Here is a 17542-nt window from a genome sequence, read left to right on the forward strand (position 1 = left end):
AACGGACCGGGGGGAGGACACATGCAGAGGCAGGACCTGGATGTCGCCGTGTGCGGCTTCGGAGACAACGTCGTGGACGTGTACGAGCACACGAGGACCATGTATCCCGGCGGTAACTGCGTCAACTTTGCCGTGTACGCACTCAAGGCGGGCGCACGGCGCGCGGCGTACATGGGCTACTTCGGAAGCGACGATCGTGCGGAGCACGTCATACGCAGCCTCCACGAGGAGGGCGTCGAGACCGTCAAGTGCAGGCAGCTGCTGGGCGAGAACGGCTACAGCTGCGTCTCCATCGCACCGGACGGCGACCGCATCTGGGGCGACTACAACCAAGGCGGCATAAGGGGCGAGACGAGCTACGTCCTCGACCGCTTCGACATCGAGTACCTGCGCCAGTTCGACGTGGTGCACTCCGGCAACTACTGCTACACCGAGCGCCAGCTTCACAAGATCCACGACGCCGGAATCGCGCTCTCGTTCGACTTCTCGGACGACTCCACTTGGGAGTACTTCCAGGAGGTGGCCCCCAACGTGACCTACGCGTTCTTCTCGGCCTCCGACCTGACCGTGGACGAGACGCGCGAGCGCCTGCGCAAGGTGCACGAGCTTGGACCGCGCTGGGTCAGTGCCACGCGCGGGGCGGACGGCTGCTACGCGTTCGACGGCGAGCGCTTCTATCGCCAGGAGTCGAAGCCCGTGGAGCACATGCGCGACGCCATGGGAGCGGGCGACTCGTTCCTCACGTCGTTTTTGGTGAAGGCGCTCGACGGGCTCAAGCGCGGCGCGTCGCGTGAGGAGGCGTACTCGGCGGGGCTCGCGTTCGCGGCGGAGTTCGCGTCAGACGTGTGCTGCGCGCAGGACGGTAGCTGGGGCCACGGGCTCAGGTACTAGGCGAACGATAGTTTGGGGGCTCCGCTTTGCCGGAGCCCCTGGCGTAAAGCAGGGACCCCGGGACTCGCGCGGCACGTTGCCGCGGGTCCCGGGGTCCCTGGTCTCAAGGGAGTGTTGCGGTCCCTATGCCTTGCTCTTCTCGCCCGCGAGCTTGGTGCGCACGATCTTGAACGAGCGCTTGGCCTGGTAGGGCAGGATGGCCTTCATCTTGTCCTCGGCCGTGTACATGTCGGACGCCTCCGGCACGTCGCGCGTGAGGTGGATCGCGTCGAACTCGCAGCGTGTGGTGCACAGTCCGCAGCCAATGCACTTGTTCGTGTCGACGATGCTGGCGCCGCACTTCAGGCAGCGAGCGGTTTCCTTGCGGATCTGCTCCTCCGTGAACTGGCGGCGCGGGTCGTGCCAGTTGTGGTCGATGGAGGTAACCTTCTGGCATGCGGGGACCTGACGGCCGGCGTGGTCGTAGTCGCCGGGCGCGAGCACCACGTCGTCCTTGTTGAGCTCGACGTAGTGGCGCTGGTTCCTGCCCAGCGTGAGCGAGGAGCCGGTCTGCACGAAGCGGTGCAGGCTGATCGCGGCCTCGTGGCCCGCGGCGATCGCGTCGATCACGAAGCTGGGACCGGTGTAGACGTCACCGCCCACGAAGATGTCCGGCTCGTCGGTCTGATAGGTCTTGGGGTCCGCGACGGCGCCCTGCCCACGGCCGAGCTTGACCTTGCTGCCCGCGAGCAGGTCGCCCCACTCGATGGACTGGCCGATGGAGAGGACCACGTTCTTGCACGGCACGAACGTGGTGTCGGACTCGTCGTAGGTGGGCGAGAAGTGCTTGGCCTCGTCGAAGACGCGCGTGCAGCGCTTGAAGGTGACGCCGCGGACGCGACCCGCCTCATCGAGCTCGATGCGCGCGGGGCCCCAGCCGTTGTGGACCGTGACGCCGTCGTCCTTGGCCTCCTGCACCTCGAGCGGGAGGGCCGGCATCTCGTCCGGCTGCTCCAGGCACCACATGCTCACGTCGTCAGAGCCGCAGCGCTTGGACACGCGCGCGGAGTCGATGGCCACGTTGCCGCCGCCGATGACGACGGTCGCGCCGTGGACCTCGTGCGACGGGTCGTCAAGCGCGCAGCGCAGGAAGTCAACGGCCGTGCTGACGCCCGCGGCGTCCTCGCCGTCCACGCCGGCCTTGCGGCCGCCCTGGCAGCCGATCGCAACGTAGAACGCCTTGAAGCCCTGCTCGCGCAGCTGCTGGAGCGTGACGTCGCGTCCGACCTCCACGCCGCAGCGGATCTCGACGCCCATCTGGCGCAGGATGTCGATCTCTGCGCCCACGACGTCCTTCTCGAGCTTGTAGCTGGGGATGCCGTAGACCATCATGCCGCCGGGCAGTGGGTTCTTCTCGAACACGACTGGGTTGTAGCCCATGTTCGCCAGGTAGTATGCGCAGCTGAGGCCAGCGGGTCCCGCGCCCACGACGGCGATCTTCTCGAGGTGACGGCCGCGGTTGGAGGATATCACCGGCTCCGGCACGTAGCGGTGCTCCGCCTCCATGTCCTTGGCCGCGATGAACGCCTTCACGTCGTCGATGGCCACGGCCTCGTCCACCAGCCCGCGCGTGCAGGCGGCCTCGCAGCGCTTGTTGCAGATGCGGCCGCACACCGCGGGGAACGGGTTCTCCTTCTTGATGAGCGCCAGCGCGTCACGGTAGCGTCCCTGCGCGGCCATGCGCAGGTAGCCCTGGATCGCGATGTGCGCGGGGCATGCGACCTTGCACGGCGAGGTGCCGGACTCATGGCACTCGATGCGGTTGTTGTTCTTGTAGTTGGGGTCCCAGTCCTTCTCGCTCCAGGCGTGGTCGTCGGGAAGCGGCTGCTTGGGGTAGGAGACGCGGCCGTTCTTGGTGAGGAGCTTCTGGCCAAGCTGCACGGCGCCTGCGGGGCAGACCTCGACGCAGCCTCCGCACGCCACGCACTTCTCCTCGTCCACGTGCGCGCGATAGGCGCTTGCGCTCATGTTGGGCGTGTTGAACAGCTGCGAGGTGCGCAGCGCGTAGCACACGTTCACGTCGCAGTTGCAGATGCCAAATATCTTGCGCTCGCCATCGATGTTCGTGATCTGGTGCACGTAGCCGTTCTTCTCGGCGTTCAGCAGGATGTCGATGACCTCGTCATAGGTGATGTAGTGGCCCTTGCCGGTCTCGACGCTGTAGTCCGCCAGGTCGCCCACGCCTATGCACCAGTTCTGCGGGTCGCGCCCGGCGTTGTTGGTGCGTGCGCGCTCCGCGAGCGTGCACGAGCACGCACCAACGGAGAAGTGGTCGTACTTCTTCAGCCAGTGCGAGAGGTGCTCCACGTCCGCGGACTGGTTCTCGTGCTTGATGGCGTGCTCCACGGGGATGACGTGCATGCCGACGCCGGCGCCTCCGGGCGGGACCATCTTGGTGGCCATGGTGAGCGGCAGGTAGGTCATGCGCTCGAAGAACGTCCCGAGCTCGGGGTGGTCGTTCAGCTGCTGCTGGTTCATGACCGTGAACTCCGCGGCGCCGGGGACGAACATGGGCAGGACGTAGCGCTTCTCGCCCTTGGGGTTCTTCCCGTCGAGGTTCTCCCAGTTGTACTCGATGCAGCCCTTGATGGACATGGAGTCGAGAAGTTCCTGGGCCTTTTCCTTCGACACGCCCGCGCCTGCGGCAACCTGCTCCAGGGTCTCGGGCACGCGGCGCTTCATGTGGCGCGTGAGCGCCGCCTCCTCCTCCGTCATGACTGACGCGAGGCCCCAGTAGTCGGGGTCGTCGTAGTTGGTCTTGTGGAGCATGCGGTCCGTCATCTTTGCGGCCTCGCGCAGGACGCCCGGCTTTGGCGCCTCGGACGACGCCGGGCCGGGCGCATCCACGGACGACGGCACGTAGTGCTTTGCGTCGTCGTTCTCCACGAAGGTCTCGCGCGCGTTGATGACCCTGAGCTCGCGACCCTGCGGGTTCATGCGGGGTATGCCGTCCTCGTCGAGCTTGGGCCTGCGGTTGCGGACGGCGATGTCCTCGTCCGTCATGCCGCGACGCATCGCCTCCGCGCGCTCCTCGACGCTCGCCCCACCGTAGTCCTCTGTCGGACGGCCCGTCTTGGCGCCCTCCTCATAGTTGGCGGTTCCTATGCGGATGACCGTGCTCTTCTCGTCCGCGTCTTCAACCATGTTGGTCTCCCATCAGGCCAGGTGCATTCCAACGTCTTCTTCACAATGTCACCAATTCTAGCAGCGTGAGGCAACCATTTGCAGGGCACGGCGCATTTTGCCGAAACTGCCCCGGTGCGCTTCGAGCCGCGTAGCGGCGCGCACCCCGCCACGCTCCACGTCCGGTTGTGTAGATGCTGTGGGCCGCGTTTCGGGCGCTGGGCGCACGTTGCGTCGAAGGCAAGAAAACGACCACCTCTAGCTGCGGCGATACAAAAAATGGAACGGCCGCAAGACAGCGGCAAGACGCGTGGGAGGTAGCTGCAAGCGCCGTGGTGCACCCTCTTCATCCATCCCCGAGCGCGCGGAGAGAACTAACGGGGTCCGGCGAGCCAAGACAGTCGCCCGCGGACAAGCCACGGGACCATGGCGGTCCAAGAGATGGAGGACGCATGAGTGGGAATGCGAGGCAGGCGCGGTTTGTAGGACTTGGAAGGACCATGGGGCGAGTGGCCCTCGTGGGCGGCGTTGCGGCTTCGTTGGCGCTGGGGCAGCTGGCGCCCGTAGCGGCGCTGGCGGAGGGCGAGGCCCAGGACGCGACCAAGGGCTCGATCACCATCAACTCAAACAACTACAGGAAGGGCGAGCTTTCCTACCTTGGCTACCAGGTGTTCAAGGCGGCCGTGGGAAAGGACGGGTCGGTCTCTGACGTGCAGTGGGCAAACGACGACGTGAAGGCCGCCGTCGAGGGGGTCATCAGAGCGGAGGACGCCTCGTACAGGGGCACGACTGCCCAGGATGCGGCCGTGTGGATTCGCGCGCACGTGCAGAAGGACGCCTATTGGCTCAAGGCGACCGATCCCGTCGGCAAGATCGCAAAGGCGGTCTCCGGCAAGACGAGCACCGTCACGGCGAAGCCGGGTGTCGCCGCAAGCGTGGACCAGGGGTACTGGCTCTTCGTGACCGATCCCGCCTCGACGAACGGCAAGGTCTACCTTGGCGGCACGTCGCCGCTGTTCGTGCTGGTGGGCACGGAGCCCGTGGACGTGACCGAGAAGACCGACCTTCCCCACGTGGGGAAGACCGTAACGGACGACGCGGGAAGGCGAAGCATCGCCGCGGACTCGCAGATGGGCCAGGAGCTCTCGTACAGGCTGGAGGGCTCCCTGCCGATGAACTTCGACAGCTACGACAAGTACTATTACCAGTTCGAGGACACGCTGTCGAAAGGCCTGACGCTTGGCAGCGACGTCAAGGTCGAGGTGGATTGCACGGACGAGAAGGGCGGCCCCGTCACTCGAGACGCCACCGGCAAGTTCAAGGTGGAGCGCGTGTCAAACGCCGATGGGACCACGACGCTCAGGCTCACCTGCGACGACGTCAAGACCATCGACGGTCTGGACGCCTCCTCCACGATCAGGGTCACCTACAAGGCGAAGATCAACGAGAAGGCCGTCATGGGCGGCAAGGGCAACAGGAACGACGCGAAGATAACGTACTCCAACAACCCGAACACGGACAGCAAGGGAACGTCCCACGGCGGAGGTACGACGAACTACACGTTCAGACTCGACATCTGCAAGGTCGATGCCGCGACGAAGCGACCGCTTGCGGGTGCCAAGTTCACGATTCAGGCGACCGACCCGGACGACGAGGGATCGAAGAACAAGTACGTCCAGGAGGACGGCTCCCTGGGAAGCACGCCGTTCGTGTTTACGACGGACGAGAAGGGCATGATCGACGCACCGAGAATCGACTCGGGCACCTACACCATCCATGAGACGGAGGCGCCCAAGACGGACGACGGAACCTATGACAAGGTGCCTGACTTCGGCGTGGAGATCAGCCCATCATACGTGCTGCCAAACTCCCTTGGCACGGATGACGGTGGCGCCTACAGGCTTACGGTACGGACGCTGGGCGGTGACGGCTATGTCACGGGCGGCATCGACGCGAACGGCGACGGCGTCATCGACGAAAAGGACTCCAAGGAGAAGATCGCGGACGCCGCGGCGGGAACCGCGCGCGTGACCGTGGGCGACCGCCTGCAGACGAGCCTGCCGGTCACCGGTCGAAGCGGCATCGCCATGGCCGTGGGAACGGGGCTCGTCATCGTGACGGTGTCGGTCATCGCAATCAATCGCAGGCGCGGGGACGGCCAGGTGGACTAGGAAGCTGAAGTAGGAGGGAGACGCTCGATGCGAGTGGGTGACGTTCTCGAGGCAGGCATGGGTCCCATGGGGAAGAGGCAGGCGCGCGGCGTGCCCGCCCGCATCTGCGTCGCACTTGTGGCGGCGATGGCGGCGCTTGCCCTGCTCGTGGGCCACGCGTTGGCCGCTGAGCCGGCGGAGCAAGGCGGTGCCGTCACCGTCGTCGCTGCCGGAAAGGCGCGTACGTACGAGGCATACAGGCTCTTCTCCGCCCGCGTCGGCAAAGGGGGGAAGGTGTCGGGCGCGTCGTGGCACGGCTGCATGGGCGCCGAATTCTACCGCGGGCTGGGCACATTCGCGAACGCGCAGGATGCGCTGGTCGCGGTCGTGCGGGGCGCCCGCGGTGACGATGCCGCGAGCTACCTGGAAAGGCTTGCGGCCCTTGCCGTGGACGACGGGGAGTCAAGGCCCGTCAAGAGCGTCCGCTCGGGAAGGGCGACGCGGCTTGGGGAAGGCGTCTGGCTCCTCGTCTGCAAGGATTCGCAGCCGATTCTCCTTACGCTTGGGGGTGACGACGTGGTCGTGAACGAGAAGGGCGTCCGTCCGGGCGTGAAGAAGGAGATCCTGGTGCGCGGAGCCGACGGGACGGGACTTCGTGCGAAGGAGGCGAGCGCGTCCGCGGGAGACGTCGTGAGGTTCGTGCTGACGGGGACGCTTCCAAGCGACTATGGCGCGTACCGTGCGTACAGGTACGCGTTCGAGGACCGCGCGAGCGCCGCGATCAGGCCGGACGCCGACTCCGTTCGCGTTGCCGTGGTGCGGGCTGACGGTTCGAGGAAGGCCGTTGACGACGGATTCGAGGTGCACGTGACCGGGAGCGTGCTCACGGTCGAGTTCGCAGACCTGAAGAAGTCGTGCCCCAAGCTTGCGTTCGGGGATAGGCTGGAGGTCTCGTACGAGGCGCGCCTTCGCGCGGCCGAGGCAGACATCGGCTTCGACGTTGGGAACGTGAACGAGGCAGTGGTCAAGTTTTCCGATTCCGCGGCCACGGGAGGGGTGGGCGAGAGCGCCCCGGACAGCGCGACCGTATATTCCTTCGCCGTCAGGGCGGTGAAGGTGGACGAGGACGGAAAGAGGGTTCCCGGAGCGGCGTTTACGCTGCAGCGGGAGGATGGCAGGTACCTATCGCCAGAAGGCGAATGGGTGGACGACGCGGCCTCGGCGGCTCTCGATTGCGACGAGGACGGGACGGTCGTGTTCCGTGCGCTCGATGCGGGCTCGTACCGGCTTCGCGAGGTGAGGGCGCCGAGGGGATTCCTCGGCCTTGCGAAGGACGTGACCATCGATGTCAGGGCCGACCTGGGTCAAAAGAGGCTTGGGGCGACGTGCGAGGGCGATGGGGTGCGCCTTTCGACGGTCAACGCAGGGTCCGGAACGGTCGATGTGACGGTGAGGAACGCCCGGGAAGCCAAGGCGGGCGTCACCAGTCCAGGCGTGCCGAAAACCGGTGACGACGGGCAGGGGCGCCTCGTAGCGGCTTCCGCGTTGGCGGCCGCGATGATGGCCTTGGGGCTTGCGGGGAAGCTGGCTTCTGACGACAGGATCCTTGGGACGGGGGAAGTACGAGGGCGGGAGGCGACTCGCGTTGCGGACCATGCATCCTCGTAGGTCACGGTCCCGGAGTCGCGGGGGGAGAAGACGTCTCCGTAGGGCCCTTCCCGCACTCGGGATGATGATCGGCATCGCGCTTCTAGCGGCGCCCCTGGCAATGGACGTGGTCACGTCGGCATTGGCGGGACGCCAGGTGACGTCCATGAGCGACCGCTCTGACGGGATTGATCCGGGGGAGAGGAGGAGGCTGCTGTTGCAGGCGCGCTCTTACAATCGCGTGCTCGCGGGAGAGCGCACCGAGATTCCGACGAGCGAGATCTGGGACTACGAGCGGCAGCTGAATGGCGAGGACGGCAGGGTCGTGTCGGGCATAGAGGTGCCAAGCATCGGAGTCCGCCTACCCGTCCGCCTGGGGACTGGCGACGACGTCCTTTCCTCCGGCGTCGGCCACCTTGAGGGAAGCTCGTTACCCGTGGGAGGAAGATCGACCCATGCGGTGCTGATGGGACACTCTGGCCTCTACGGGAGCAGGATGTTCGACGACATCAGGAAGCTGAGGAAAGGAGACCACTTCAGGCTCCGCACGCTTGGGAGGACCCTCGAATACGCGGTGGTGGAAACGAGGGTGGTCAAGCCTGAGGGAGTGCGGGGTCTGAAGGTCTCCGTGGGCGAGGACCTGTGCACGCTCGTCACCTGCACGCCGTATGGCGTGAACGACCACAGGCTGCTGGTGACGGGGAGGAGGACAAGAGTGAGCGCGATGGGTAAGGAGCGGGCCTCGGATGGTGCGGCGAACCCTCGGGTGATACCGCTTGCCGCAGGGATGACGACGGCCGCGTTCGGCTGTTTGGTGAACCGGATTCGGAAGGGGCGTAGCGAGAGGAGACACGTTGTGTCGTCTCCTCGTCACATGGCCTCAGGAAAGGGAGTCGACAAGCGCCTGGGCGACACGGAGGCCATCGGTTGCGGCGCTCATGATTCCTCCGGCATATCCAGCCCCCTCGCCGCATGGCCAAAGACCGGCGGTTGAGACGGACCTGCAGTCCTTGCCGCGTGTCACGCGTATGGGCGAGCTCGACCGCGTCTCCACGCCGGTAAGAACCGCGTCCGCCGTCTCGAAGCCATGCAGCTGTCGGTTCATCTTCGGGATCGAGCCGCGCAGCGTCTCGGTGATGTAGGAGGGGAGGCACGTCGTGACGTCACCCCAGCACACGCCTCGTGGGTATGTAGGCACGATGTTTCCCCCGGCGGTTGACGGCGTTCCCTGGAGGAAGTCTGCGACGAGCTGCGCGGGCGCGACGTAAGAGCCGCCACCGGCCTCGAAAGCGAGGCGCTCGCAGCGGCGCTGTAGCTCGACGCCGGCAAGAACGTCGTCTCCGGGGAGGTCCGTCGGGAACACATTGGCGAGAAAGCCGGAGTTGGCATTCGTCCCGGCACGGTCGGAGAGACTCATTCCGTTCGTTACGACGCCGCCCGGCTCACTGGCGGCGGCAACGACGTAGCCGCCCGGGCACATGCAAAACGAGAACGCGCTGCGGTCGTTGTCGAGGTGGGCGACGAGCTTGTAGGGAGCGGCGCCCAAGGCCGGGTGTCCCGCAAAGGGTCCGTATTGGGATCGGTCGATCATGGACTGGAGGTGCTCTATGCGAACGCCTATCGCGAACGTCTTCCGCTCGAGCGTGACGTCACGGTCTCGTAGCAGCTCGAATACGTCGCGGGCGGAATGTCCGCACGCGATCACGAGGTTGTCAACGGGAACCCTTTCCTCGACGAGAAGCCCCGATTCGTCGTGGTGCTCCAGCGTGACCGATGTGACGTGCGGCGTAGGGGAGTGCGATATCCCCATGTCGGTCATGTGGCACCCGAGCCTCACCTCACCGCCGAGGGATTCGATACTCTGCAGGATGTGCGTCACGACCGTTGGCAGGACGTCGCTACCCACGTGCGGCTTGGCATCCCAGAGTATCTCCTGCGAGGCGCCCGCGTCGACGAGCGTCTGCAGTATGAACCTGTGCGCCGGGCTTTTCGTGCCGGTCGAAAGCTTGCCGTCAGAGAAGGTCCCCGCACCTCCGAGACCGAATTGGATGTTTGACTCTGGGTCGAGCTCACCTGTCTCGTTGAAGTGCTCAATGGCCTTCGTCCTGCGCGTCGCGTCCTGGCCACGCTCTACGAGAAGTGGCCTCAGCCCTGCGTTCGCGAGCGAGAGCGCACAGAAGAGGCCGGCACATCCCGCCCCGATTACGACTGGTCTGCTTGCCGCGGTCGTGCCGAAGTGGGCTGGAAGCCCAAACGCCTTGTCCGCGGAAGGACGCACGCCCTTCTCGGCGTGACGTGCCCGAAGCTTTGCGAGAAGCGCCCTCTCGGCGTTGGCACCTCCCCTCAGGGAAACGCGCACCGAATACGTGAAGTGGACGTCGCTCTTCTTGCGAGCGTCTATGGAGCGCTTGCGGGGATCTACGGACAACAGGTCGTCAGGCGCAATGCGGAGCCTATGCAGGACCGCCTTGCGGAGCGAAAGCTCCTCAGTTCGGAGGGTGCCGTCGAGCTGGTCGACGGGAATCCGTATGGCAGAGATGTCGAGCACGTTTTCTCCAGTCTATGCAGACTCGCCCCCTCCCTGACGACCGATGGCCTGGGAGGGGACGCGACTATCTGGTTGCGGCGGCCGCGCCTGCGACCATTCCGCTCTTCCAAGCCCACGAGAGGTTGAACCCTCCGCATTCCCCATCGACGTCGAGCGCCTCGCCCGTGGCGAAGAGTCCTGGTACGGAGGTGCACTCGAGCGTCTTGGTTGAGAACTGGTTCGTGCGAAGCCCGCCGCGCAGCACCTGGGCCTGCTCGTGCCCGGTCGTCCCCGTTGCCCTCAGCGGATAGCTCTTCGCAAGGGCCATGAGCGCCTCCGAGTCGCTTGCGGGTTTGTCCCGTCCGGCGTCTTCGAGCGTCCAGCGGCTGCGCGCAAGTCCCTCGAGCACCGAGGCGATGTCTGGGTCGAGCACCCCGTCGAGGCAGCCTTCCTCGAACGAGCCGTGAGCGAACGGGTCAACCATCTGCTGCAGCTCGCTCTTGGTGAGATCTGGAAGGAGGTCAAGCTCGACAAGGTCGCCCGGAACGACCTGACGGGACATGTTGAACACGACGATGCCGGAAAGGCCGTAGCTCCTGAGAAGGACCTCGCCGCGCTCGCTCCACACGGGGAAGGCGGTGTGCGTGAGCTGCGCGCGTACATGCAGCCTCCGGCCGTCCAGCTCGAGGATGGGGTTGGGCTCGCAGCCGACGGGACAGAGGACGGGCTTTGCAGGCTTGGACTCGAGGCCGAACGAGCCTGCGACGTCGAAGTCATGTGTGCTTTGCGTGCCCCCGGTCGAGACGACGAGGCTCCTAGCCTGGACCGTGCGCTCTGCCTCGCCGGCAAACTCCTCGCGGTACGTGATAGCAAAGCCCCCGTCCGTCCGGGATGCCCCCACGACGCTTCTTGCGCATGCGATGGTCACGCCGGCGGAAGCGGCGCGTCGCAGGAGGACGTTCCTTACCGACGTCGCGCGCCGCGAGAGGGGGTAGAGCCTCTCCTCCTCCAGGCACCAGCGCATGTTGCACTGGCGGAAGAAGGCGAGGATGTCCCCGAGCGGGTCGTCGCCGAAGACGGCCTGTACGAACGCGGGGTCGTTGTAGTACTTCGGCGCGAGGCCGACGTTGCTGAAGTTGCACCGTCCGTTGCCTGTGGCGAGTATGGGCCGCCCGCATTCGGGAGAGGACTCCAGGAGCAGGACGTTCGCGCCCTTCTCGCCCGCGCAGATTGCGGCGACGAGGCCGGATGCCCCGCCGCCGACCACGACGACGTCGTATGAGGTGGCGACGTCTACCGCCGCCGCTGCCTGGAGCCTGCGCTCCTGCAGCTTTGCGCGGGAGACGCGCCTCCGCCTGCCAGTGCCGTCCTGTGACATGCGCTATGCCTCCACCGCGGAGACCGCCTCGGGGATGAGACCCTCGGGGAGCTCGGACTCGAACGTGCCGGCATCGCAGCTTGCAGCGACCTTGGGGTCGATGGGGATGCGACCGAGGTCGGCGACCTTGAACTCGTCCACGATTTCTTGCAGGTGCGAGGGGCCGAAGGGCTCGAGCCTGTGGCCGCACTCCGGGCACTCCATGTAACTCATGTTCTCGACCACGCCGAGGACGGGGACGTTCATCATGGCCGCCATCTTCACGGCCTTGCCGACGATGACCTGGACCAGGTCCTGCGGGGAGCTTACGATCACGACGCCCTCGATTGGCAGCGACTGGAAGACGGTGAGCGCGACGTCGCCGGTTCCCGGGGGCATGTCGACGAGCAGGTAGTCGATGTCGCCCCAGAGCGTGTCCTCGTAGAACTGCTTGAGCGCCCCCATGAGCATGGGGCCGCGCCAGAGCACGGGGTCGTTCTCGTTTTCGAGGACGAGGTTGGTGCTCATGATCTTGATGCCACCCTTGGACTGGGCGGGGATGATCTTGTCGCCCTGCCCGAAGACGTGCAGGCCGGAAAGGCCGAACATCTTGGGGATGGACGGGCCGGTGATGTCGGCGTCCAGGATGCCGACCTTGTGGCCCTTGCGTGCGAGCTCGGTCGCGAGGATGCCGGTCACGAGCGACTTGCCGACGCCGCCCTTTCCGGAGATCACGCCAATCACGTGCTTGATGCTGGACTGGTCGTTCACCTGGTACAGCTCGGGCCCCTCGTGCTTGGGACGGTTGCCGAAGATCTGGTCGACCTCGTCCTTGATGGCATCCCTGTCGATGTCGTTCTCTGCCATGTGTCACCTCTCCTGTGTGAATTTCGACGGCCGCGCACGGGCGCCGTCGGGACTGGTTTCAGTTTAGAGCTTGCCCAACATGTACGGGAAATTATAGGCGCAGGTCGTCCGCCACCCAATATCCACCGCTCGGGGAGCGAGCCTATGGTGTGTTCGCGAGGGATGATGGCGGGGCCTCTCCGCAGGTAGAATGTACGTATCAGGTTTCCGTCCGGCATTGCGATTCCCGCTGGTGCGGGGGGGTAGTGACATGAGAGGAAATGCTTCGGTCCAAAAGGCGACCGCAAGGAAAGATGGCGCAAGGTCGCGGAGCATCGCCGCGCTCGTGCTTGGGGCGCTGGTCGTCGTGCTCGCGAGGGCGAACCTGTACGGCGAGTTCGGAATGGGCTACGAGCTCTACGCGACCCTGACGTCCGCTGCGAGCGGGAGTGCGCTTGCGGCGGCGTTCTGGGTTGCGGTGGCGACGGTCGGGGCGACCTATGCCGTGGCGGGTGCGGTTGGCATTTTGGCGACGCTCGTGCGCGGCCACAGGGAGGATGCCGCTACCTTGTCGCCCGTGCCGCGGGGGCTGCGCGTTGCGGCGGCCGTGCTTGCGGCGGCGCCCATGGGCATGTTCGTGCTGTCGTTGCCGCCGGTCGAGGGTCTGAGGCAGACGTTCCTGCCCGCCCTGCTTTGCATGTACCAGACGGCCGCGCTCGCAGGCGTCGTGCCTCTGTACGCGCTTGTGGCCGGCGTCGTGCTTGGGGTGGCGCTCCTGTACGACGCCCGCTGAGCGCGGCCTGCCCGCCTACAGCGAGAGGAACAGTCGGTGCATCCTCGGGTCGACGTCGAGCTCCGGATGGAACGCGACGACGAGCCGGGCGCCCTGCCGCATGACCACGGGGCTTTGGACCACGCGGGCGAGAATATTGACCCCCTTGCCCACACGCGTGATCTTTGGCGCGTGGATGAACGTCATCGGCACGTCGCCGCCGACGCCGGCCACCTCTCCCGTAGTGTGGAAGCTCCCGAGCTGGCGCCCGTACGAGTTGCTCTCCACCGTCATGTCCAGCGTCTCGAGGCGCGGGGTGTGCCTGTCGTCATGCGCCTCGAGGCGTTTTTGCGAGCAGGATGAGCCCCGCGCACGTGCCCAGCACGGGCATGCCGTCGCGTATGCGCTCGCGGATGGGGTCGAGCATCCCCAGCTCGCAAAGGAGCTTGCCCTGCACGGTCGACTCGCCGCCCGGGAGCACCAGCCGGTCGAACGACCTCAGGAGGTCGTCCGCGTCCCTGAGCTCGAAGCTCTTCTCGCCCGGCGAACGCGCCCGAACGAATGCAAACATTTGTTCTATGAAATTGGTGCCAAGGCGTCTAGAGCCGTCCCCTATGGGGTAGGCTTGGCTACACTAATGAGCGAGAAGAACGTAACGGATGCGGTCGAAGAGGTTTCCATGGCATCAGACTCCATCGTCATCAAGGGCGCCCGCGAGCATAACCTGCGCGACATAGACGTGAACATCCCGCGTGACAAGCTGGTGGTCATCACGGGACTCTCGGGCTCCGGCAAGTCGAGCCTCGCCTTCGACACCATCTACGCGGAGGGCCAGCGCCGCTACGTCGAGTCCCTCAGCAGCTACGCGCGCATGTTCCTGGGACAGATGGACAAGCCGGACCTCGACTCCATCGACGGCCTGTCGCCCGCGGTCTCAATCGACCAGAAGACGACGAGCCGCAACCCGCGCTCCACGGTGGGCACGGTGACGGAGATATACGACTACCTGCGTCTTCTGTATGCGCGCATCGGCGTCCCGCACTGCCCGGAGTGCGGTAGGCCCATCAGCCGCCAGACGACTGACCAGATTGCGGACAAGGTGCTCGAGGCGGGCCAGGGCAGGCGCGCGTACGTGCTCGCGCCGGTCGTGCTCGGCCGCAAGGGCGAGTACCAGAAGCTGTTCGAGGACCTGCGCCACGAGGGCTTCAGCCGCGTGCGCGTCGACGGCGAGGTCCGCGAGCTGGACGAGGACATCAAGCTCGACAAGAAGTACAAGCACTCCATCGAGGTCGTGGTCGACCGCATCGTCATCCGCGAGAACTCGCTCGGCCGCATCGCGGAGGGCGTGGAGCAGGCGACGAAGCTCGCCTCCGGCCGCGTGAGCTTCTACCTGCTGCCTGGCCGTGACGAGCCCGAAGGCGCGGAGGGCGAGCTGCTGCAGTACTCGCTCGCGCTCGCATGCCCCGAGCACGGCCACTCCATCGACGACCTCCAACCCCGCGACTTCAGCTTCAACGCGCCGTATGGCGCCTGTCCGGACTGTGACGGCCTTGGCACAAGGCGCATCGTGGACGCGGAGGATCTCATCGAGGACCCGACGGTGCCGGTGGGCGAGGGCGTCTTCGGCGACCTGTTTGGCCGCTCCAACTACTATCCGCAGATCTTCGAGGCCGTGCTCAAGCACCTGGGCGAGGACCCCAAGACCCCGTGGCAGGACCTCAAGAAGAAGACGCGCACGGCCATCCTCGACGGACTTGGCTCCACGAAGATCCGCGTGGACTACCACACACGGGACGGCCGCGACACCTTCTGGTTCACGAAGTTCTCCGGCGTGCGGTCGATCCTGTTCGAGAAGTACCAGGAGACCACGTCCGAGACCACGCGCAACCACCTCGACAAGTACATCCGCGAGGTCCCGTGCCCCACGTGCCACGGCGCGAGGCTCAAGCCAGAGTACCTTGCGGTTACGGTGGGCGAGAAGAACATCCAGCAGGTCTGCGACATGTCCTGTCGTGAGTGCCTCTCGTTTTTCGAGGGCCTGCAGCTGACGGAGCGTCAGCACCTCATCGGAGCGCCCATCGTCAAGGAGATCGTTGCGCGCCTGAGGTTCATGGTGAACGTCGGCCTGGACTACCTCACGCTCAGCCGTGCCGCGGCGACGCTCTCCGGTGGCGAGGCGCAGCGCATCCGCCTTGCGACGCAGATTGGCGCGGGTCTCATGGGTGTGCTGTACATCCTGGACGAGCCGTCCATCGGTCTGCACCAGCGCGACAACGACCGTCTGATCGCGACGCTCAAGAGCCTGCGCGACATGGGCAACACGGTGATCGTGGTCGAGCACGACGAGGACACCATCCGTGCGGCGGATTACGTGATCGACATGGGCCCAGGCGCGGGCGAGCTGGGCGGAGACGTGGTTGCCGCCGGTACCCCGGCGGAGATCATGGCGAACCCCGATTCGCTCACGGGGGCGTACCTTACCGGAAGGCGCATGATCGAGCTGCCGGAAAAGCGCAGGAACCCCCGTCGCGGTGCCTTCAAGATCTTCGGCTGCACGGCAAACAATCTCAAGAGCGTGTCCGCAAAGGTGGAGTACGGTACGCTCACGGTGGTGACGGGCGTCTCGGGCTCGGGCAAGTCCTCGCTTGTGACGGACACCATCGCACCGGTGCTCGCGAACCAGATCATGCACGCGAAGCGCGTGTGCGGCCCCTACAAGCGCATCGACGGCCTCCTGGACGAGGACGGCAAGCCGCTCGTCGACAAGGTGATCGACATCGACCAGAGCCCCATCGGTCGTACGCCGCGCTCGAACCCCGCGACGTACATCGGCCTTTGGGACGACCTGCGCGCGCTCTTCGCATCCACGCCCGAATCCAGAGCTCGCGGATACTCCGCAGGGCGCTTCAGCTTCAACGTGCCCGGCGGTCGCTGCGAGGCGTGCAAGGGCGACGGCCAGATAAAGATCGAGATGAACTTCCTGCCAGACATCTACGTGCCGTGCGAGGTCTGCCACGGCAAGCGCTACAACAGGGAGACCCTCGAGGTCACGTACCACGGCAAGACGATTGCGGACGTTCTCGACATGACGGTGACCGAGGCGCTGGCATTCTTCACCAACATCCCGCGCATCAAGCGAAAGCTCCAGACGCTCTACGACGTGGGCCTGGGATACATACACCTGGGACAGTCCGCGACGACGCTCTCCGGTGGCGAGGCCCAGCGCGTCAAGCTGGCAAAGGAGCTGCACCGCCAGCAGACGGGCAAGACGTTCTACATCCTGGACGAGCCGACCACCGGCCTCCACTTCGAGGACGTCCGCATGCTGATCGAGGTGCTCCAGAAGCTGGTCGACGCAGGCAACACCGTTCTCGTTATCGAGCACAACCTCGATGTGATCAAGGTTGCGGACCGTCTGATCGACCTTGGGCCCGAAGGCGGCTCGGGTGGCGGCACCATCGTCTGCTACGGCACGCCCGAGAAGGTCTGTGCGTGCGAGGAGTCGTACACCGGTCGCTACCTCAAGCCGATCGTGGAAAGGGACAGGGAACGGATGGCTCTCCGTGACAAGAGGGCGGCTCGCTCTGCGGCAAAGTAGCAACGACACCCCGGGCCGACGGGTGCGGGGAATCTCACGGGGGGCTGATTCGATGTCCAAGAAGGAGAAGGTCCAGAAGACGAACGCGATGCGCGAGCTCGAGAGGGGCGGGGTCGCATACGAGTGGCACGAGCAGGAGGAGGACGACATCTCCCGCGGGCTCGGCCTTCGCATGGCGCAGGAGGCGGGGGAGGATCCCGACAGCCAGTTCAAGACCCTTGTGTGCGTGGCCCCCTCGGGCGACCACGTCGTATGCTGCATTCCTGTCGCGGAGGAGCTGGACTTCAAGAAGGCCGCGGCCGTAGCGGGGGAGAAGTCCCTCGCCCTGATCGCCATCAAGGACCTCGAGCCCCTTACGGGCTACGTCAGGGGCGGATGCACGCCCGTCGGCATGAAGAAGCAGTTCCCGACGCTCATCGACGAGACCGCGCAGCTCTTCGACGAAATCGGCATCTCCGGTGGACGCAGGGGCCTGTCGCTCACCCTCAACCCGGTGAGCCTCGCGGAGTTCCTGGGAGCAACGTTCGCGGACATCACCCGAGTCCCGGCGAAGGCATAGCCGGCCTCTCAAGCACCTCGCAGGTTATTGGGG

Annotated in this window: 13 protein-coding genes; 7 read left to right on the forward strand and 6 right to left on the reverse strand. The window is 65.7% G+C overall.

Annotated elements, in window-relative coordinates; genetic code table 11:
* The first annotated feature begins 21 nt into the window (after positions 1-21).
* Positions 22-891 carry a PfkB family carbohydrate kinase gene (locus tag ACTQWE_RS01300; protein WP_441856034.1) on the forward strand — a complete coding sequence of 290 codons (870 nt, stop codon included), beginning with the start codon at positions 22-24 and terminating at the stop codon, positions 889-891.
* Positions 892-1014: 123 nt separating this feature from the next.
* Here ACTQWE_RS01300 and ACTQWE_RS01305 read toward each other — a convergent pair whose 3' ends face one another.
* Entirely contained in the window at positions 1015-4074 is a 3060-nt protein-coding gene (locus tag ACTQWE_RS01305) for an FAD-dependent oxidoreductase (protein ID WP_441856032.1), read from the reverse strand.
* 479 nt (positions 4075-4553) lie between these two features.
* On the opposite strand from ACTQWE_RS01305, the gene ACTQWE_RS01310 reads away from it, so the two are divergent.
* The 3 genes from ACTQWE_RS01310 to ACTQWE_RS01320 all read left to right on the forward strand — a co-directional run bounded on the left by ACTQWE_RS01310 (position 4554) and on the right by ACTQWE_RS01320 (position 8844).
* Entirely contained in the window at positions 4554-6224 is a 1671-nt protein-coding gene (locus tag ACTQWE_RS01310) for an isopeptide-forming domain-containing fimbrial protein (protein ID WP_441856030.1), read from the forward strand.
* Between the two features lie 33 nt (positions 6225-6257).
* Positions 6258-7871, forward strand: a complete 1614-nt coding sequence (locus tag ACTQWE_RS01315) for a SpaA isopeptide-forming pilin-related protein (RefSeq protein ID WP_441856028.1) — start codon at positions 6258-6260, stop codon at positions 7869-7871.
* 64 nt (positions 7872-7935) lie between these two features.
* A complete protein-coding gene (locus ACTQWE_RS01320) occupies positions 7936-8844 on the forward strand; it encodes a class C sortase (RefSeq protein WP_441921200.1) in 909 nt (302 codons plus the stop codon).
* Here ACTQWE_RS01320 and ACTQWE_RS01325 read toward each other — a convergent pair.
* From ACTQWE_RS01325 to ACTQWE_RS01335, 3 genes are all read right to left on the reverse strand, one after another.
* A complete protein-coding gene (locus tag ACTQWE_RS01325) occupies positions 8731-10398 on the reverse strand; it encodes an NAD(P)/FAD-dependent oxidoreductase (protein WP_441856026.1) in 1668 nt (555 codons plus the stop codon). The two genes, ACTQWE_RS01320 and ACTQWE_RS01325, sit on opposite strands and share 114 nt — an antisense overlap.
* A gap of 64 nt (positions 10399-10462) precedes the next feature.
* On the reverse strand, positions 10463-11755 hold the full coding sequence (locus ACTQWE_RS01330) for an aminoacetone oxidase family FAD-binding enzyme (protein ID WP_441856024.1): 1293 nt from the start codon (positions 11753-11755) through the stop codon (positions 10463-10465).
* A 3-nt stretch (positions 11756-11758) separates the two neighbouring features.
* Complete coding sequence (locus ACTQWE_RS01335) at positions 11759-12601, reverse strand: Mrp/NBP35 family ATP-binding protein (protein ID WP_441856022.1); 843 nt, start codon at positions 12599-12601, stop codon at positions 11759-11761.
* Between the two features lie 250 nt (positions 12602-12851).
* On the opposite strand from ACTQWE_RS01335, the gene ACTQWE_RS01340 reads away from it, so the two are divergent.
* Entirely contained in the window at positions 12852-13373 is a 522-nt protein-coding gene (locus tag ACTQWE_RS01340) for a hypothetical protein (RefSeq protein ID WP_090862646.1), read from the forward strand.
* A 15-nt stretch (positions 13374-13388) separates the two neighbouring features.
* Here the strand turns inward: ACTQWE_RS01340 and ACTQWE_RS01345 are convergent, their stop codons facing one another.
* Together ACTQWE_RS01345 and ACTQWE_RS01350 are read right to left on the reverse strand one after the other, a co-directional pair.
* A complete protein-coding gene (locus tag ACTQWE_RS01345; RefSeq protein WP_197674331.1) occupies positions 13389-13646 on the reverse strand; it encodes a hypothetical protein in 258 nt (85 codons plus the stop codon).
* Positions 13647-13680: 34 nt separating this feature from the next.
* Complete coding sequence (locus ACTQWE_RS01350) at positions 13681-13923, reverse strand: hypothetical protein (RefSeq protein ID WP_441921201.1); 243 nt, start codon at positions 13921-13923, stop codon at positions 13681-13683.
* Between the two features lie 108 nt (positions 13924-14031).
* On the opposite strand from ACTQWE_RS01350, the gene uvrA reads away from it, so the two are divergent.
* Together uvrA and ybaK are read left to right on the forward strand one after the other, a co-directional pair.
* A complete protein-coding gene (uvrA, locus tag ACTQWE_RS01355) occupies positions 14032-16950 on the forward strand; it encodes an excinuclease ABC subunit UvrA (RefSeq protein WP_441921203.1) in 2919 nt (972 codons plus the stop codon).
* 52 nt (positions 16951-17002) lie between these two features.
* Complete coding sequence (ybaK, locus tag ACTQWE_RS01360; RefSeq protein WP_441856011.1) at positions 17003-17509, forward strand: Cys-tRNA(Pro) deacylase; 507 nt, start codon at positions 17003-17005, stop codon at positions 17507-17509.
* Positions 17510-17542: the final 33 nt, after the last annotated feature.

This window comes from Parafannyhessea sp. LCP19S3_B1 (assembly GCF_052121955.1).
Taxonomy (GTDB): Bacteria; Actinomycetota; Coriobacteriia; order Coriobacteriales; family Atopobiaceae; genus Parafannyhessea.